The 18,398-nt window shown below is 70.9% G+C and carries 16 protein-coding genes; 11 read left to right on the forward strand and 5 right to left on the reverse strand.

The features are described from left to right. Positions 1-26 precede the first annotated feature (26 nt). From AB5J53_RS22030 to AB5J53_RS22040, 3 genes are all read right to left on the reverse strand, one after another. Positions 27-1,022 carry a DMT family transporter gene (locus AB5J53_RS22030; protein ID WP_369247387.1) on the reverse strand — a complete coding sequence of 332 codons (996 nt, stop codon included), beginning with the start codon at positions 1,020-1,022 and terminating at the stop codon, positions 27-29. A 405-nt stretch (positions 1,023-1,427) separates the two neighbouring features. Beyond that, the gene (locus AB5J53_RS22035) at positions 1,428-2,591 is read right to left on the reverse strand and encodes a lipid II:glycine glycyltransferase FemX (protein ID WP_369247388.1); all 1,164 of its coding nucleotides are present in this window, start codon (positions 2,589-2,591) and stop codon (positions 1,428-1,430) included. Between the two features lie 124 nt (positions 2,592-2,715). Continuing rightward, positions 2,716-5,568 carry an FAD-binding and (Fe-S)-binding domain-containing protein gene (locus AB5J53_RS22040; RefSeq protein ID WP_369252384.1) on the reverse strand — a complete coding sequence of 951 codons (2,853 nt, stop codon included), beginning with the start codon at positions 5,566-5,568 and terminating at the stop codon, positions 2,716-2,718. Positions 5,569-5,966: 398 nt separating this feature from the next. Between AB5J53_RS22040 and AB5J53_RS22045 the strand changes: the two genes are divergently transcribed. The 7 genes from AB5J53_RS22045 (at position 5,967) to serC (ending at position 13,004) form a co-directional block, all read left to right on the forward strand. Then, positions 5,967-7,715 carry an ATP-binding protein gene (locus AB5J53_RS22045; RefSeq protein WP_369247389.1) on the forward strand — a complete coding sequence of 583 codons (1,749 nt, stop codon included), beginning with the start codon at positions 5,967-5,969 and terminating at the stop codon, positions 7,713-7,715. Further along, positions 7,712-8,119 (forward strand): roadblock/LC7 domain-containing protein, encoded by a 408-nt coding sequence (locus AB5J53_RS22050; protein WP_369247390.1) that lies wholly within the window; start codon positions 7,712-7,714, stop codon positions 8,117-8,119. Before AB5J53_RS22045 ends, AB5J53_RS22050 begins: the two co-directional genes overlap by 4 nt. Next, entirely contained in the window at positions 8,116-8,463 is a 348-nt protein-coding gene (locus AB5J53_RS22055) for a DUF742 domain-containing protein (RefSeq protein ID WP_369247391.1), read from the forward strand. The genes AB5J53_RS22050 and AB5J53_RS22055 overlap by 4 nt, the downstream gene beginning before the upstream one ends. Positions 8,464-8,524: 61 nt before the next feature. Continuing rightward, on the forward strand, positions 8,525-9,130 hold the full coding sequence (locus AB5J53_RS22060) for an ATP/GTP-binding protein (RefSeq protein WP_369252386.1): 606 nt from the start codon (positions 8,525-8,527) through the stop codon (positions 9,128-9,130). Next, entirely contained in the window at positions 9,127-10,335 is a 1,209-nt protein-coding gene (locus tag AB5J53_RS22065) for a cytochrome P450 (RefSeq protein ID WP_369247392.1), read from the forward strand. The genes AB5J53_RS22060 and AB5J53_RS22065 overlap by 4 nt, the downstream gene beginning before the upstream one ends. 102 nt (positions 10,336-10,437) lie before the next feature. Beyond that, positions 10,438-11,652 carry a cytochrome P450 gene (locus tag AB5J53_RS22070; protein ID WP_369247393.1) on the forward strand — a complete coding sequence of 405 codons (1,215 nt, stop codon included), beginning with the start codon at positions 10,438-10,440 and terminating at the stop codon, positions 11,650-11,652. A 233-nt stretch (positions 11,653-11,885) separates the two neighbouring features. Then, positions 11,886-13,004, forward strand: coding sequence for a phosphoserine transaminase (gene serC / locus AB5J53_RS22075; protein ID WP_369247394.1), 1,119 nt, complete (start codon positions 11,886-11,888; stop codon positions 13,002-13,004). An 89-nt stretch (positions 13,005-13,093) separates the two neighbouring features. Here the strand turns inward: serC and AB5J53_RS22080 are convergent, their stop codons facing one another. Continuing rightward, positions 13,094-14,611 carry a cellulase family glycosylhydrolase gene (locus AB5J53_RS22080; RefSeq protein ID WP_369247395.1) on the reverse strand — a complete coding sequence of 506 codons (1,518 nt, stop codon included), beginning with the start codon at positions 14,609-14,611 and terminating at the stop codon, positions 13,094-13,096. Between the two features lie 165 nt (positions 14,612-14,776). Between AB5J53_RS22080 and AB5J53_RS22085 the strand changes: the two genes are divergently transcribed. Further along, positions 14,777-15,184, forward strand: coding sequence for a PPOX class F420-dependent oxidoreductase (locus tag AB5J53_RS22085; protein ID WP_369247396.1), 408 nt, complete (start codon positions 14,777-14,779; stop codon positions 15,182-15,184). A gap of 39 nt (positions 15,185-15,223) precedes the next feature. Here AB5J53_RS22085 and AB5J53_RS22090 read toward each other — a convergent pair whose 3' ends face one another. Continuing rightward, complete coding sequence (locus tag AB5J53_RS22090; RefSeq protein WP_369247397.1) at positions 15,224-16,198, reverse strand: WD40 repeat domain-containing protein; 975 nt, start codon at positions 16,196-16,198, stop codon at positions 15,224-15,226. A gap of 177 nt (positions 16,199-16,375) precedes the next feature. Here AB5J53_RS22090 and AB5J53_RS22095 point away from each other — a divergent pair, with 177 nt between their 5' ends. From AB5J53_RS22095 to AB5J53_RS22105, 3 genes are all read left to right on the forward strand, one after another. Continuing rightward, entirely contained in the window at positions 16,376-17,059 is a 684-nt protein-coding gene (locus AB5J53_RS22095) for an SGNH/GDSL hydrolase family protein (protein ID WP_369252388.1), read from the forward strand. 88 nt (positions 17,060-17,147) lie between these two features. After that, positions 17,148-17,744, forward strand: a complete 597-nt coding sequence (locus AB5J53_RS22100; RefSeq protein ID WP_369247398.1) for a Uma2 family endonuclease — start codon at positions 17,148-17,150, stop codon at positions 17,742-17,744. 27 nt (positions 17,745-17,771) lie between these two features. Continuing rightward, positions 17,772-18,380, forward strand: a complete 609-nt coding sequence (locus AB5J53_RS22105) for a GNAT family N-acetyltransferase (protein WP_369247399.1) — start codon at positions 17,772-17,774, stop codon at positions 18,378-18,380. The last annotated feature ends 18 nt before the right edge of the window (positions 18,381-18,398 follow it).

Here is an 18,398-nt window from a genome sequence, read left to right on the forward strand (position 1 = left end):
GCCGGATCGGCTCGGTCGCGGGCCGGTCAGCCGCCGGTCCCCAACTCGCCTTCCAGCCCCTTGGCCTTCCCCCGCCCCACCTGGGTCCGCACCGCCCCCATGCTCGCCGCGATGACCAGGGCGATCGCCAGGGCCTCGGTGGCCGAGAGGGCCTGGTCCAGGACGAGGAAGCCGGCGGTGGCGGCGACGGCCGGTTCGAGGCTCATCAGGATGGCGAAGGTGGAGGCGGGCAGGCGTCGCAGGGCGAGGAGTTCGAGGGTGTAGGGGAGGACCGAGGAGAGGACGGCCACCGCGGCGCCCAGCGCGACCGTGGTCGGGACGAGGAGCTTCGAACCGGACTCGACGATCCCCAAGGGCAGGAACGCCACCGCCGCGACCACCATGGCGAGGGCGAGCCCGTCGGCCTGGGGGAAGCGTCGGCCCGTACGCGCACTGAAGATGATGTACGCCGCCCACATGGCGCCGGCGCCCAGGGCAAAGGCGACACCGGTGGGGTCGAGGCTGCTGAAGCCTCCGCCGCCGAGCAGGAAGACCCCGCAGAGGGCGAGGCCGGCCCAGATCAGGTTCACGGCGCGGCGGGACGCGAGGACGGAGAGCGCGAGTGGGCCGAGCACTTCGAGCGTGACCGCGGGGCCGAGCGGGATGCGGGCGACCGCCTGATAGAAGAGGCCGTTCATCGCGGCCATCGTCACGCCGAAGACGACGACCGTGCCCCAGTCGGCGCGCGAGTGCCCGCGCACCTTGGGGCGGCAGACCGCGAGCAGCACGATCGCGGCCACCAGCAGCCGCAGCGTCACCACACCGAGTGCGCCGACCCGTGGCATCAAGGTCACCGCGAGGGCGCCGCCGAACTGCACGGAGATGCCTCCGGCCAGGACCAGGCCCAAGGGTCCGAGGGAGCCCCGTCGGCGCGGACCGCCCGCCGTGGGCACGCCTGCCGTGGGCACGCCCGCCGTGGGCACGGATGCCGTCGCGGGGGCGGCCGGGGCCGGGGAGGACGGGGCGGCGCTGGGGGTGTTCACGGGGCCTTCCAGGGAATCGGCTCAGGGTTCGTTCATCGTGGTGTACCTCTCGGTCCAGGGTAATGGACTCCGTCAGGTGTGTGAAGCCGTTGCGCAACTGTCCTGGGGCGAGGAGAGGTCGGTGGGGACGTCAGGCACCGGTCCAGGGCGCCTCGTCACAAAAGAGGGGGCGGCCGTCGGCCACCGCCGCAGGGCCGGGCACCACGAACCGCCACCTCCCGCAGCCCGCCCGCCGGGCCCTCAACCAGGCCCAAGATCCCGTCACCGCACCCACCGAGCCCCACCCGCAAAGGTCACCCGTTCGGCCCAAGAGTCCCCCCTCCAGGAAGCGCCCCGGGCGCACACCACAGCAGGTGGATCGACCCCCGACCCACTCCCGCTCACCAGAACCCGGTACGACTCGGTTCAGCGGCGCGCCATGTACAGGTCCAGTGCCTTGTGCAGCAGGCGGTTGAGCGGGAAGTCCCACTCGCCGAGGTACTCCACGGCCTCGCCGCCCGCGCCCGCCTTGAAACGGAGCAGGCCCAGCAGGTGGTTGGACTCCTCCAGCGTGTCGGTGATGCCGCGGAAGTCGTAGACGGCGGCGCCGAGTTCGTGGGCGTCGGTCATCATGCGCCACTGGATGGCGTTGTTGGGCTGGACCTCGCGCTTGTGGCTGGTGGAGGCGCCGTAGGAGTACCAGACGTGGGTACCTACGGTGAGCATGGTGGCCGCCGCGAGGACGTCGCCGTCGTGGTGGGCGAGGTAGAGCCGCATGCGGTCGGGGTCCTCGGCCGTCAGCGCGGTCCACATGCGCTGGAAGTAGGACAGCGGGCGCGGGATGAAGCGGTCGCGTTCGGCCGTCTCGACATACAGCTCGTAGAACGCGGGCAGGTCGTCGTGGCCGCCCCGCACCACCTTCACACCGGCCTTCTCGGCCTTCTTGATGTTGCGCCGCCACTGCTGGTTGAGCCCGCGCTGGATCTCCTCCAACGAGCGTCCGGCGAATGGCACTTGGAAGACGTACCGCGGCTGTCCCGCCGCGAAGCCGTCCTCGCCGCCCGGCTCGGTCCGCTGCCAGCCCGCGCGGCGCAGCCGGTCGGCGACTTCGACGGCGCCCGGCTCGTACGTCGTCGCCTCCACGTCCCCCAGCCGCCGCGCCGCCGGATCGGCGATCGCCGCCTTGACCGCGTCCGCGCTCCATCGGCGTACGACGACGGGCGGACCCATCTTCACCGAGAACGCGCCCCGCCCCTTGAGGTACGCCAGCATCGGTTCGAGCCAGCGCTCGACGAGGTCCGGCGCGTGCCAGTCGATGACCGGTCCCTCGGGCAGATACGCGAGGTACCGCTTCACCTTCGGCAGCGGGCGCAGCAGCACCAGCCCGACGCCGACCAGTCGCCCGCCTCCGCCTCCGCCATGCCCATCGCCGCCATCGCCGTCGCCGTCGTCGAACCAACCCAGGCTCTCCGCCTGCCAGTCCGGCTTCACATCGCCCCACGACGGCACCTGCATGTGGCTGGCCGAGGACCGCGTCCTGACGAACGCCAGGTGTTCTTCACGGGTGATCGCCTGAAGGCGGAGGCTCATGCGCACTGCTCCTCGGGGTCCTGAGGGTTCTGGGATCTGGGTCTGGGGTCCGGGGGTCCGGGGTCCGGGGGCCCTTGGGCCCTGGGGCCCTGGGGTCCCCGGCTGGCTGGATCTGCCAGCGTACTTACGGGCGTCCCTCCGTCAGCGCCTGCGCCAGTACCTCCGCGAGGTGTCGCCCCCTCCGCCCGGCCAACTGCTCCAGCTGGGTGCGGCAGGAGAAGCCGTCCGCCAGGATCACCGTGTCGTCGGCGGCCGCGCGGACCGCTGGGAGCAGTTGCTCCTCCGCGCAGGCCGTCGACACCTCGTAGTGGCCCTTCTCGAAGCCGAAGTTGCCCGCGAGGCCGCAGCAGCCGCCCGCGAGGGTGCCGGTCAGGCCCGCCGCCTCGCGCAGCCGGCGGTCGGCGGCGTCGCCGAGAACCGCGTGCTGGTGGCAGTGGGTCTGACCGACGGCCGGGCGGTCCAGGCGGGGCGGGGTCCAGTGCGGGGCATGGCGTTCCAGCGCCTCGGCGAACGTCAGCACCGCCGCCGCCAGACGCGCCGCGCGGGGGTCGTCGTGCAGCAGTTCCGGGAGGTCGGTGCGAAGGGCGGCGGCGCAGCTCGGTTCCAGTACGACGACCGAGATGCCGTCCATCTCCAGGTAGGGCTCCATCAGGTCGAGCGTGCGGCGCAGCCCGGCGCGGGCGCGGTCGAGCTGGCCGGTCGACACGTACGTCAGGCCGCAGCAGACGCGTTGGCGGCGCCGCAGAAGCACGTTGAGGCCGAGGGAGCCGACGGAGCCCGACCGGCCGTCCCCGATCGGCCCGAAACCCATAAGTGTCGTGGGCGGCAGCAACACCGTGAGCCCGGCCGCCTCGAGGACCCGTACGGCCGCCCTGCCGACGGACGGTGAGAGGTACTCGGTGAAGGTGTCGGGCCACACCACTACGGTGTCCCCTGCGAACCCCGGGAACGCGTCCCGTTCCCCGCGCCGAGCGTCCCGGACGAACGCCCGCACCCGGTCCCTGTACCTCCGCGACCACCATCGGCTGAACGTCTCCCGCGCCACCCGCGGAATCTCCCGCTCGGGCGCGATCCCGCCCAGCCGCTTGGCCACGGCGGCCAACGGCCGTACCGACGCAAGAAAGTTGACCAGCCGGGCCGAGTGCGTCCGGGTCACCGCCGCCAGCCAGACCGGCAGCCACCCCATCGCGTAGTGCGCGGCCGGGCGCCGTCGCCCCTCGTAGTGGTGGTGGAGGAACTCCGCCTTGTACGTGGCCATGTCGACGCCGACCGGGCAGTCCGACTTGCACCCCTTGCAGGAGAGGCACAGGTCCAGCGCGTCACGGACCTCGGTGGAGCGCCAGCCGTCCGTCACGACCTCACCCGCGAGCATCTCGTGCAGCAGCCGCGCCCGCCCGCGCGTGGAGTGCTCCTCCTCGCCGGTCACCCGGAAGGAAGGGCACATGACACCCGCGCCCGCCGCCACGGGAGCACGGCACTTGGCGACCCCCACACATCTGCGCACCGCCGCCGAGAAGTCCCCGCCGTCCGCCGGATATCCGAACACCACGTCCACCGGCTTCCGCGGCAGCACCGCGAACCGCAGGTTCTCGTCCAGCCGGTGCGGTCGTACGAGCATCCCGGGGTTGAGCAGGTCGTCCGGGTCCCAGATGCCCTTGGCCCGCTCGAAGAGGCCCACCATCTCGGCGCCGTACATCGTGGGCAGCAGCTCCGCGCGCGCCTGCCCGTCCCCGTGCTCGCCGGACAGGGAGCCGCCGTGGGACACGACGAGTGCCGCGAGCTCCTCGGAGAAGCGCCGGAAGCGGGCCACGCCTTCGGGGCTCATCAGGTCGAAGTCGATGCGCACGTGGATGCAGCCGTCGCCGAAGTGCCCGTACGGAGTGCCGCGCAGGCCGTGGGCGGACAGCAGGCCTCTGAAGTCCCGGAGATACGCGCCCAGCCGGGCGGGGGGCACCGCGCAGTCCTCCCAGCCGGGCCAGGCCTCGCTGCCGTCCGGCATCCGGGTCGCCGTACCGCTCGCGTCCTCCCGGATGCGCCACAGGGCGCGCTGTCCGGCCGGGTCGGTGACCACGAGGGCGTCCGTCACGTCCGCCGCTCGCACGATCGTGTCCGCACGCGCGCGTGCCTCCGCCTGCGACGCGCCGCCCGTCTCCACGAACAGCCAGGCCCCGCCCCGCGGCAGCCCGGCGCCGGCCGGCACGAGATCCGCGGCCATCCCCTCCACCGTGAGTGGCCGGTGCGGCAGCAGCCCCGCGGCCGCCTCCGCCGCCGCGCTCTCGTCCGGATACGCCAGCACGGCCAGCGCCCGCGCGCGCGGCGCCTCCACCAGTCGTACGACCGCCTCGGTCAGCACCCCCCAGGTGCCCTCGGAGCCGCAGAAGGCGCGGGCGACGTCCGCGCCCTTCTCGGGGAGGAGGGCATCCAGCGCGTACCCGGAAATACGGCGCGGGAGGTCCGGGAAGCCGGTGCGCAGACGCGCCAACTCGCCCTCCACCAGGGCCCGGAGGCCATCGGGGGCACCCGCCCAGTCCCGTCCGAGGCCCACGGAGACCCCTTGCCCGGTGATCACGGACAGCTCCCGCACGCTGTCCGCCGTCGTGCCCCAGGCCACCGAGTGGGAGCCGCACGAGTTGTTGCCGATCATCCCGCCGAGGGTGCAGCGGCTGTGGGTCGAGGGGTCGGGGCCGAAGCGCAGGCCGTGCGGGGCCGCGGCGTCCTGGATGCGGTCCAGTACGACACCGGGCTGGACCACGGCCGTACGGGCCTCCGGGTCGAGCGACACGATCCGGTTCATGTGGCGTGTGAAGTCCAGGACGATGCCCGTGCCCGTGGCCTGCCCGGCGATCGACGTGCCGCCGCCGCGCGGCACCACCGGCACGCCGTGCGCGCGGCACACGGTGAGGGCCGCCGCCACGTCGTCGGCGTCGCGCGGGGAGACCACGCCGAGCGGGACGCGCCGATAGTTGGACGCGTCCATGGTGGTCAGCGCCCGCGCGGTCGCGTCGAAGGCGACCTCGCCGCGCACCGCCTTCTCCAGCCCGGTCCGCAGACCCGCGAGATCGGCCGCCGGCGCCGGTGTGCCCTGCTCCCCTAGATCCGTCATACCCCCAGGATGCCGCCGGGCACTGACAGTGACGGTCAGCCGCGCACCCCGAATCGCGGACGGATCGCGGACGGATCCCGGACAGATCGCGGCTCGATCACGGTCGATCATGCAACCGCTTCCAAAACCTTCCCAATTGGATCACGAACTCCCATATAGTGACGGCGAGTTGAGCATCAGGTGTCGCTTCTCGCTCACGACACGCCCGAGGAAACGCCCGACAACACGACCGAGGAACGTTCTCCCCCCAGAACACGACCGAGGACCGATTGATGACCGCGCCCCTCCCCTCCGGCGAACGACCCACCCTCCGCGCCGTCGCGCCCGCTCCCCTGATCGCCGCCGTCCCGGCCGCGCTCGCGGTGGTCGGCGCGGTCGCCCTGGCGCCCGACTCGGTGCGCGCTCCCCTCGCCTGGGGCGCGGGCGCGGCCGCGGTGCTGCTGTGCGCGGCCGTCGCGGTGGCCGCCCGCGCCGTACAGACGGCGAAGCTGGTACGCCGCCGACTCGACACCGTGACCCAGGACGCCGGACGGCTGCTGCAGGAACGGGCCCGGCTGGCCGATGAGTTCAATCAGGAGCGGGCCCGGCTGGCCGACGACTCCGCGCGCGAGCGGGCCCGCCTGGCCGAGGCGGCGGCCCAGGAACGCGTGCGTCTGACCGAGGCGGCGGCACAGGAACGCGCCCGTCTCACTGAGGAGTTCGCGGCAGAGCGGCAGCACCTCACCGGCGAACGCGCCCGTCTCGCCGAGGAGAACGCCCGGCTGACCGAGCGCGCCCGGCATTCCACGAGCCAGCGCGCCGCCGCGGTCTCGGCGACCGCCAACGCGGCGGGCCGCATGCAGGCGCTGGCCACCGGCATGCTCGCCGACCTGCGCGCCATGGAGGAGCGGCACTCCGACGAGGAGGTCCTCGCCGACCTCCTCCACCTCGACCACCGCACCGCGCAGGCGGGCCGCCTCGCCGACTCCGTCGCCGTCCTCACGGGCGCCCGGTCGGGCCGCCGCTGGGCACGCCCCATCGTCATGGAGTCGATCCTGCGCGGCGCGATGGGCCGCATCGGCGGCTACCAGCGCGTGCGCGTGCACTCCGCCAGCGAGGCCGCCGTCGCCGGACACGCCGCCGAGGGCGTGATGCACGCGCTCGCCGAACTCCTCGACAACGCCGCGAACTTCTCGCCGCCAACGGCCGAAGTGCATGTGTACGTCGAAGAGGTCCCGGCCGGTGTCATCGTCTCCGTCGAGGACAGCGGGCTCGTCATGGGCGACGTCCAGCTGCGCCGCGCCGAGCGCGCCGTCTCCGCGGACGCCGAGAACACAGCGGAGCTCGGCGGGCTCACGGGCACCCGGCTGGGCCTCGCGGTGGTCGGCCGGCTCGCCCGCAAACACGGGCTGAAGGTGTCCTTCCGGCCCTCCGCGCGCGGCGGCACGGGCGTCCTGGTGCTCATCCCCCAGGACATCCTCACGCCCTCGACCACGCCGCTGCCGTCCGCACCGCTGCCCGCGGAGCCCGAGCCGGCCGCGATCCCGGTGCCGGCCACCGAGGTGTCGTACGCCGCCGGCCGTGCGGTGGGCGACCTCGACCCGGACCCGGTCCCCACCCACGACTCGCCCCGGCACGAGCCGCTCCCGCCGTCCACGGGCGGCCTCCCCAAGCGCCGCCGCGGCCGCACCCTCGCGCACGCCGAGCGCAGCCGAGCGCACGCGGCGCAGCCGCCCCGGACCGATCCGGAGCCCCGTACCGCCGACGACTCCACGGCAAGCGCCGCGGCCCGCTTCAACAGCTTCCGCGAGGCGGTACGCGCCACGGCACCCGCGCCGGGCCCCGAGGACGCCGTACGGGACTCAGAAGACGTACGGATCGAGGCAGACGTACGGACAGACGCGGACGCCCGTACGGACGCAGGCGTACGGACCGACGAAGCCGTAGAGGCCACAGCCCCCGCCACCCCCTCGAACTCGAACTCGCACGCCCACCCGCAGCCGCAGCCGCACTCGCACCCGGAAGGCGACACCACTTCATGACCGGCACGACCACCGCCGACGAGAAGCTCACCTGGCTCATCGAGGGCCTGCTTGAGCGCACCCCGGGCGCCCGGCACGCGCTCGTGCTCTCCCGCGACGGCCTGAAGCTGTGCCGCACCCCGGAGCTGTCGGTCGACGAGGCCGACCAGCTCGCCGCGATCGCCGCCGGCATCCAGTCGCTGTCGCACGGCGCGTCCGTGGAGTTCGGCGACGGCAGTGGTGGAGTGCGCTCGGCCATGGCCGAGTTCTACGGAGGGGTCCTGTTCATCGTGGAGGCTGGCGACGGAGCGCACCTGGCCGTGGTCACCGCCGAGGACGCGGACGCCGGTCTGGTCGGGCACAACATGAGCGAACTCGTGGAGCAACTCGGCGAACACCTGATCGCGCAGCCCCGTACGTCATGAGCCGCCCGGGCAGGGACGACGCGCCCGACCGGCTGTACACCCTCACGGGAGGGCGCAGCCGGTCCGCGTCCGGCACCCCCTTCGACCTGGTGACGCTGGTGGTCGCGGAGTGCGATCCGGTGGTGGGCATGCAGTCGGAGCACGCCGCGATCCTGCGACTCGCCCAGCGGCCCACGGCGGTCGTCGAGATCGCGGCAGAGCTGCGGCTGCCGGTGAGTATCACGAAGATCCTTATCTCCGACCTCCTCGCCGCGGGCCGCGTCAGCGCCCGCCACCCGCACGCCGCCGCTCTCCCCGATCCCGACATCCTGGAGCAGGTGCTCGTTGGACTCCGCAACCTCTGACGCTCGTACGTCAACCTCTGACGCTCGTACGTCCACGGGTGCCCCCGGCGCCCGTACGCCCCTGGCGGCATCGGCCGACAACGGCCTCAAGATCGTGGTCGTCGGCGGCTTCGGCGTCGGCAAGACGACCCTGGTCCGCTCCGTGAGCGAGATACGTCCCCTCAACACCGAGGAGACGATGACGCAGGCCGGCGCGACCGTCGACGACATCAGCGAGGTGCGCGGCAAGTCCGCGACCACCGTCGCCTTCGACTTCGGCCGCATCACGCTGGACGCCCGCAATGTGCTGTACCTCTTCGGAGCGCCGGGGCAGGAGCGCTTCTGGCTCCTCTGGGACCGGCTGTTCTCCGGCACGCTCGGCGCGGTCGTCCTCGTCGACACCCGCCGTATCGACGACTCCTGGTACGCGATCGACCGCCTGGAGCACGTCGGCACGCCGTTCATCGTGGCCTGCAACGACTTCGGCGGCCCCCCGCACCCGCCCAGCCGGATCCGCGAGGCCCTCGCCCTCGACCCGCGCGTCCCGCTGCTCGACTGCGACGCCCGCTCACGGGAGTCCGGCAAGCGGGTGCTGATCACGCTCGTCGAGCACCTCAAGTCTCTGTGCACCCCTCACGGCGCCGCGACCGCGCACGGCGCCATACGATCACCGGAGTTGGCGCTGTGACCCCCGCCCCCGTGCCCCTCAGCGGGCCCCGGTTCCAGACCGAACCCGCCGAGCTGTACCGGGAGATGCGGCGCGAGCACGGTGCCGTGGTGCCGGTCGTGCTCGACGGCGACGTACCGGCGTGGCTGGTGCTCGGCTATCGCGAACTGCACCAAGTCACCGGCGATCCCGTGCTGTTCAGCCGGGACTCCGACCTGTGGAACCAGTGGGAGCGCATCCCCGACGACTGGCCGCTGCTGCCGATGATCGGCCGCAAGCAGCCGTCCATCCTCTACACGGTCGGCCAACGCCATCGCGAGCGCGCCGCGATGATCAGCGACGCGCTCGAAGCGGTCGATCCCTTCGAACTGCGCTCCCACGCCGAGAGGTTCGCCGACGAACTGCTCGACGCGATCTGCGCCAAGGGCGAGACGGACATCGTCGGGGAGTACGCGGCGCTGCTGCCCGTCCGCGTCCTCGCGACGCTCTACGGCTTCGCGGAGGAGCAGGGGCCGGGCCTGGTCACCGCCCTGAACGACATGATCAACGGGCGGGAGGAGGCGCTGGCGGGCCAGCGGCACCTGGCCACGTCCATGGCGCGGTTGCTGGCCGACCGGAAGGCCGAGCCCGCGCACGACGTGGTCAGCCGCATGCTGGCAAACGCGAGCGGCTTCACCGACGAAGAGGTGATGCAGGACCTGATGGTCATGATGGCCGCGGGCCACCAGCCGACCGCCGACTGGATCGGCAACTCGCTGCGCCTGATGCTGACGGACGAGCGTTTCGCGGCGTCGCTCTTCGGCGGCCGGCACAGTGTCGCCGAGGCCATGAACGAGGTCCTGTGGGAGGACACCCCCACCCAGAACGTGGCGGGGCGCTGGGCCTCCCGCGACACTCAGCTCGGCGGCCGCCGCGTCCGCGCCGGCGACCTGCTGCTGCTCGGCCTCCAGGGCGCCAACTCCGACCCCCAGGTCCGCACCGACGGCTCCGCCCTCACCGGCGGCAACAAGGCCCACTTCTCCTTCGGCCACGGGGAGCACCGGTGTCCGTTCCCGGCCCAGGAGGTGGCGGAGGTGATCGCGCGGACCGGGATCGAGGTCGTACTGGACCGGCTGCCGGACATCGACCTGGCCGTGCCTGCCGAGTCGCTGGCCCGGCGGCCGTCCCCGTGGCTGCGGGGCCTGACCGCGCTGCCCGTGAGGTTCACGCCTGTTCCTGCCCGGTGAAACCCCGTCACGCCCGGTCGGCCTGTTTTCCGGCCGGGGGCCTGGGGGTTGTCCCCCAGATGGATGCAGTACGCCCACTCCCGTTCTTGGAGGCCCTGCCGCATGACCACTCGTATCGCCCTGGACCCCTTCGTCACCGATCTGGAGGGCGAGAGCGCGGCACTTCGCGCGGCGGGCCCGCTGGCCGCCGTCGAACTGCCGGGCGGCGTCCCGGTGTGGGCGGTCACGCACCATGCCGAGGCCCGCGCCCTGCTCACGGACCCCCGGCTGGTGAAGGACATCAACGTCTGGGGTGCGTGGCAGCGCGGCGAGATACCCCCGGACTGGCCGCTGATCGGGCTCGCCAACCCCGGCCGCTCCATGCTCACGGTGGACGGCGCGGACCACCGGCGTATGCGCACGCTGGTCGCGCAGGCGCTCACCCCACGCCGGGTGGAGCAGATGCGCGAGCGGATCACCAAGCTGACGGAGGGGCTGCTGGACGGTCTGCCGGACTCCGCCGAGGTGATCGACCTGAAGGCGGACTTCGCCTACCCCCTCCCCATGTACGTCATCGCCGATCTCATGGGCATCGACGAGTCCCGGCCTCCCCGCCTCAAGGAACTCTTCGAGAAGTTCTTCTCGACGCAGACTCCGCCGGCGGAGGTCATCGCGACGCTGACGGAGCTGGCGGGCATCATGGCGCAGACGGTCGCGGCGAAGCGCGCCGAGCCCGGCGACGACCTCACATCCGCGCTGATCCTGGCCTCAGAGGACGGCGACCACCTCACCGACGAGGAGATCGTCTCCACCCTGCAGCTGATGGTCGCGGCGGGTCACGAGACGACGATCTCGCTGATCGTCAACGCGGTGGTCAACCTCTCCACCCATCCCGACCAACGCGCCCTCGTCCTTACCGGCGAGGCCGATTGGGCGTCAGTGATCGAGGAGACCCTCCGCTACTCCACCCCCACCTCCCACGTCCTCATCCGCTTCGCGACGGAGGACGTCCCGGTGGGTGACGAGGTGCTCCCCGCGGGGGACGCCCTGATCGTGTCGTACGGCGCGATCGGCCGTGACGAGCAGGCTCACGGTCCGACCGCCGGCGCCTTCGACATCACCCGCGGCACCGAGAACCGCCACATCTCCTTCGGCCACGGCCCCCATGTCTGCCCCGGCGCCGCGCTCTCCCGCCTGGAGGCGGCGGTCGCCCTCCCGGCCCTGTACGCCCGCTTCCCGTCCCTCGATCTGGCGATCCCCGCCTCGGAACTCCGCCACAAGCCCGTGGTGACCCAGAACGATCTCTTCGAGCTGCCGGTGCGGCTGACCACGGGCTGAGGTGGGGAGGGTTTTCGCCCCCGCCGCCCCTGCCCATTCCCGTACCTGGGGGCTGCGCCCCCAGACCCCCCTGGGTTTTCTTTCGGCTGCGGGTGGGTGGGGGCTTGTCGCGCAGTTCCCCGCGCCCCTGACGGGGCGCGGCGGGGGCGAGAAGACCAACCGTCACCCCCATCCCGTCTCACCCGACGGACGACGTTTCGCCCAGGTTTCCTGAAACGGCTAGGCTCGCGATCGTGGCTGATATCCAGATTCCCGCTGACATCAAGCCCGCCGACGGACGATTCGGCGCGGGCCCCTCCAAGGTGCGTACGGAGGCGCTTGACGCGCTGGCCGCGACCGGTAGCTCTCTGCTCGGTACGTCCCACCGCCAGGCCCCGGTGAAGAACCTGGTCGGCAAGGTCCGTGACGGCGTACGCGAGCTGTTCTCGCTCCCCGACGGATACGAGGTCGTCCTCGGCAACGGCGGCTCCACCGCGTTCTGGGACATCGCGACCCACGGCCTGATCGAGAACAAGTCGCAGCACCTCAGCTTCGGCGAGTTCAGCTCGAAGTTCGCCAAGGCGGCCAAGCTCGCCCCCTGGCTGGCCGAGCCGACCGTGATCGCGAGCGACCCCGGCACCCACCCTGAGCCCCAGGCCGAGGCGGGCGTCGACGTCTACGCCTTCACCCACAACGAGACCTCGACCGGTGTCGCGGCCCCGATCAAGCGTGTGCAGGGCGCCGACGAGGGCTCCCTCGTGCTTGTGGACGCCACGTCAGGCGCCGGCGGCCTCCCGGTCGACATCGCCGAGACCGACGTCTACTACTTCGCCCCGCAGAAGTCCTTCGCCTCCGACGGCGGCCTGTGGATCGGCGTCTTCTCCCCGGCCGCCATCGAGCGCGCCGAGCGGATCCACGCGTCCGGCCGCCACGTCCCGGAGTTCTTCAGCCTCCCCACGGCGATCGACAACTCCCGCAAGAACCAGACGTACAACACCCCGGCCCTCGCCACCCTCTTCCTGCTGAACGAGCAGCTGGAGTGGATCAACGGCCAGGGCGGCCTGGACTGGTCCACGGCCCGCACGAAGGACTCCTCGACCCGCCTCTACACCTGGGCCGAGGACTCCAAGTACGCCACGCCCTTCGTCGCCGACCCGGCCAAGCGCTCGCAGGTCATCGGCACGATCGACTTCGCCGACGAGATCGACGCCGCCGCCGTCGCCAAGACCCTCCGTGCCAACGGCATCGTCGACACCGAGCCCTACCGCAAGCTCGGCCGCAACCAGCTCCGCATCGCGATGTTCCCCGCGGTCGACCCGGCGGACGTCGAGGCACTGACGAAGTGCGTCGACTACGTGATCGAGAAGCTGTAGCAGTTCTTTCCCATACGTCGAGTCTTCTCGTACGTCGAGTCTTCTCGTACGTCGATGGGGGCGCCCGGCACTCGCAGGGCGCCCCTCTCTCATGTCGCCGTACAGGAAACCGCGGGTACCGCACCACCTCCCGGCGCTCCCCCGAACCCGAAGCTCACCGAACCGCCCACCGCGATCGCCCCGTTGTGATCGGCGTTGACAGCGGTGACGGTCGCCCCGCTCTGCGTGTACGTCGCGTTCCACATGTTCGTGACCTTCTCGGAACCGCTCCAAGTCCACGTCACTTTCCAGGACTTGATCGCGGCCGTCCCCGTGTCGGTCACCTTCACGTCGGCGTTGAAGCCACTGCCCCAGTCACTGCTGACGGTGTAGGCGGCACTGCAAGCAGCCGTGCCGCCGCCACCTCCGCCCCCACCACCAGTACTCGGAAACCCCGGCGCCTTGATGCTGGCGAGGTACCCGTCCTTCACCGTGTCCACGGTCACCCAGTCGTCCTTGAGGATGCCGCCCGTGTCACCGGAGTTGGGGTTCCACGACCAGAAGGTCCAGGAGACGCTGTCGGCGCCGTACGTACTCGTCGGGCGCAGATACGAGACCAGGGCCGCCAGCCACTTCTGGTCCACGGTCGACTGAAGCGTCGTACCGAATTCGCCGACCCACACCGGCGCGATGTTCTGCTTGAAGAGGTAGCCCCAGTACTTGTCCCACACCCCTGGCATGTTGTCGGGGAAGGACGGATCACTGAACCAGCTCTGCTGGGCCACGCTGGTGGCGTAGTCGTGGGCGGAGTACACGACCCGGTTCGCCACATCCAGCTGCACCGGGTACTGCCCGGCTCCCATCAGGTTGCCGCCCCACCAGCCCGACACCCCGGCGTACGTCTGCACGCCCTCCACGAAGACCAGCAGATCCCGGTTGACCGACAGCACGGCGTTCCCGGCCCGTTGCGCGGCCAGCCGCCAGTCCGTCGCCGTGTCGCCGCAGCCCCAACAGGCCGGATCGTGGGGCTCGTTGTGCAGGTCGATGCCGATGACGGTGTCCTGTCCGGCGTAGCGCGCCGCCAGGGCCTTCAGATCACTGATCCACGTCGACTCCGGGACGGCGGAGGTGTACCAGAGCGCCGACTGGCCGCCCGAGTCCGGGCGGTGCCGGTCGAGGATGACCTTGAGGCCGTCCTGACCGGCGTACGACACGATCTTGTCCATGACCTGGAGAGAGTTGAGCCCTTGCAGGTCGGCGTTCTTGCCGCCGGAGAAGTCGATGCTGTTGGGCACGGCACCAGCACCCTTGAACAGGTCGTCGCTGTAAGGGAGTCGGATGGTGTTGTAGCCCAGCGACTTCATCTGGTCGATCATGCTCTTGTAGTCGCGTGACCAGAGGCCGTGGACCACGTAGTTGCCGGTCTCGAAGCCGAACCAGTTGATCCCGGCGATGCGTACGGGCTGGTTCGCCGCGTCGAGGATCTGCCGGCCGCTGGTGTGCCAGTAACCGGCGCCGGGGGCTGCGGCATGGGCGGTCTGCGCGCCCGCCAGCGGCAACAGGAGCGCGGCGGCGGCAGCACACAGCGCCCTTCGTAAACCTCGTGCTCTTCGGAGGCTGCGGAACATGTGCGGGTTCCTCTCGGGGAGGCGCGGCCCCGGAACTGATGGGAGCGCTCCCATGCACCGCGCACCCTCCATGGAAGGGATTGACCATGGGCACGTCAAGCGTTCTGGCAACGGGCTCCCACCGAGAGGGTGACAAGCGGGGCAATCAGTGCCTCTATGGAGGACATGAGCAGTGCCCCGACTCCGAGCCCCGAGCTCGCCCCACTCGCCAAGCAGTACGCCGTCCTGCTGACGAGTCACAAGAAGGACGGCACGGGCGTCGGCACCCCGGTGAACATCGCCGTCGAGGGTGACCACGCGTACTTCCGCACCCCGGGCAGCACCTGGAAGGTCAAGCGCCTGCGCAACAACCCGGAGGTGGAGATCGCTCCCTCCACCTTCCGTGGCGCACCCACCGGGCCCGAGATCCACGCCCGGACGCGGCTACTCGACCACGGCAGTGAGGAGGACAAGCACGCGGCGAAACTGCTGCGGCACAAGTACCCGTTCATGCAAGGCCTCTTCGTACCGCTGGCCCACAAGGTGATGCGGACGCCGACGCTGCACTACGAAGTACGGCCGCTGGAGGAGTAGTACTCGAAGTGACGCAGGTCGGCTCCGACGTAATGCAGGTCAGTTCCGGCGCAGCAGCCGCCTGAAGCCGATGACGACGGCGAAGGCGGCTGCGACCGCGATGGCGCCGACCTTGAACCCGCCGCTCAGCCCGTCGCCGTCACTGCCGGAGGCCGAACCGCCGCCCTTCGAAGGCGACTTGGACCCGGACCCGCTGTACCCGGGCACGCTCTCCGGCTGCACGCTGCTGTTCGCGCCCTCGCTCCCGTACATGAGCTCGGACCCGTCGGGGGTGTAGGTGACGGACTCGCCCTGCCCCTGCAGGGGGACGTTCAGCCGCCCCTGGCGTTTGATCTTCCCGCCGTTCCAGTCGTACGAGATCCCGCCGAAGTACCCGCGTACGGCGAGCTGCTTGCCGTCGGGCGAGAAGGCGCCGTCGGTTGCCCAGAGGTCGACCGTGGCGACGGGCTCGAAGACGTTGGTGCCGGAGGCGGAGAGCTGGGCGGGGCCCTGGTAGAGGTGGCCGCCGTCCTCGTTCTTGTCGACGATGTAGACGCGCCCGGTCTTGGGATGGACCATCAGCGACTCGGCGTTCCGCGGCCCGTCCGAGTACTTCACGACGTACTGCGTGGCGCGGATCGTCTGGTCCTTGAGCACCTTCGGCTCGGGCAGCTTGTAGATCCACACGTGGTCCCACTTGCCGCCGAGGTTGTCCCCGATGTCACCGACGTAGAGGCTGTCGTCCGGGCCGATGGAGATGGCCTCGACATCCCGGGGGGCGCCGACCCCGCTCATGGTGATGGTGGCGACGGTCTGGCCCGTCCTGCTGTCGACGGCGTACAGGTACGCCCCGTCGTCGCTGTCGTTGTGGGTCCAGTAGATGCCGGGGTGGGCGTGCGAGGCGGCGAGTCCGCTGGACTCGGTGATCCTGGGATCCTTGATCGTGAACCCCTCGTCCGCGCTGTCGGCGACGGCCGGCGCCGCCAGGGCGACGACGAGGACGGCTCCGGCGAGAAGCGAAGGCGATGGGCGCATGGCCCCAAGCGTGCCATCCCGGCGGACGGTTCACGCGGCGGCCGCCGGCCGAACTCGCGTGGAGGCATGTCTCGCGTGGAGGCGTGTCTCGTACGAAGGCGCGTCTCGTACGAAGGCGTGTCCAGCTTCACACCCCCACGGCCCGAGACACCCCCGCTGATCGTCCATGATGAGCGGATGCTCAGGTTCATGCCCGTCGGCGACTCCATGACGATCGGTAGCGCGGGCGAACACACATGGCGTTACCGAATGTGGCAGCACCTGCGCGCGACGTACGGGGGCCCGTTCAAGATCGTCGGTCCGCGCGAGACGCTCTACGACAAGGCGACGGACTCCCCCGACTCCTACGAGTACGCGGACCCGGACTTCCCCCGCGCCCACCTGGCCGGCTGGGGTGAGGGCTGGCTGCACATGGCCCCACTGATAGGCGAGGCGGTCCGCGCGCAGCGCGCCGACGTCCTGCTCGTCTCCCTCGGCCTGATCGACCTCGGCTTCTACACGAACGCGGCCCAGACCGCGGACAACGCCCGCGCCTTCATCGAGCAGGCCCGCGCCGCGAACCCGCGCATCCGCATGGTCCTGCTCCCGGTGATACCGAATGTCCGCGCCGAGTCCGACGCCCCCTTCGCCGCCGAGGTCGCCTCCTTCAACGAACTCCTCGCCAAGACCGTGGCCGACCTCGACGAGCCCCGCTCCCCGCTCCTCCTGGCCTCCCCACCGCCCTCGTACGACATCAACTTCGACACGTACGACGGCACGCATCCGAACGCGAGCGGCGAGCACAAGATCGCGGAGGGCTTCGCGGAGGCGATGTACCAGGCGTGGGACCTCGGCGAGCCGTACGAGGCCGAAACCGCCTGACCGATTCCCGGCGTTGCCTGGTCACCGTGCGTATCGTTGTACTGCGCGGCTGCACTCGACCGGGTGGCAGCCGGGGAGGAGCGCCACGATGACCGTCCTTGAAGACAGGATCGAGATGGCCGAGAGCAGGGAGAGCACCGGCGAGCTCACGCTCGACACGATGTTCGAGTGGCTTGAGAAGGGTCCCATCCCCGAGGGTTACAAGGTTGAAATCGTCGGGGGGCACATCTTCATGTCACCGCAGCGGGACACCCACTGGGAGATCATCGCAGCCATCTATGACCAACTGCGGGACAAGTACCCACGCCAGCGCGTGAAGTCCGACGTACGCATCGACTACCCCGGCTACCTCAACGGCTTCGCAAGCGATGTCACGCTACTCGCCAGGGACGCCGAGCAGAACGAGAAGGGCCTCTGGCGTTACCAGGAAGTCGTTTTCGTGGCCGAGGTCGTCTCCAAAAGCACCGCCGCCAACGACTACGGCCCCAAGAAGACGGCGTACGCACGTGCCGAGGTCCCCGTCTACATCATCGTCGACCCCTACCAGGGCAGGAGCCACATCTTCACCCAGCCCAAGGACGGCGACTACATGACCGAGTTGAAGATCGCGTTCGGTCTCGCCGTGGACCTCACTGACACGGTGGTCGGCCTCACCCTCAAGACAGACGAATTCCCCCGGGACTGAAGCGCGGGCATGTGGCACGATGCCGCGATGATCGCCAACTCGCCCATACCCCCCGCTGTTCCCGCCGGTCAGTTGGCCCGGACCCCGCAACCAGTACTCGACCTCCCCCACGGCCTGGAGCTGCGTCCCTGGCTCCCCGGCGACGCCGACGCGCTGGTGGCCGCGGGCCAGGATCCGGCGATTCGCCAATGGAACCTCCTGCACGTGGAGTCACTCGACGACGCGCGCAAGAGGATCGAGCGGATGCACGAGCGCTGGCAGGCCGAGCAGGGCGCGATCTGGGCCATCGCACGGTCGGGCGGCGGCGACTGCGGCGGCAAGGCCATGGGACTCATCGGGTGGAACGACATCGATCTCACCGGCGGCAGCGCCGAGATCGTCTACTGGATTCTGCCCGCGGCCCGTGGCGGCGGTGTCGTGGTCGAGGCCGTGAAGCGCATCGGCCGGTGGGCCCTTGAGGACCTCGGGCTGCACCGCCTGCGGCTGTGCCACTCGGTGGCCAACCCGGCGTCCTGCCGCGTGGCGGCCAAGGCCGGATACTCGCTCGAAGGCACCATGCGCGGCGCGCTGCTGCACGCGGACGGCTGGCACGACCAGCACCTGCACGCGCTCGTCCAGGGGGACAGTGCCTCCTAGGTACGTCTCCTGGGCACG

This window comes from Streptomyces sp. R41 (genome assembly GCF_041053055.1).
GTDB lineage: Bacteria > Actinomycetota > Actinomycetes > Streptomycetales > Streptomycetaceae > Streptomyces.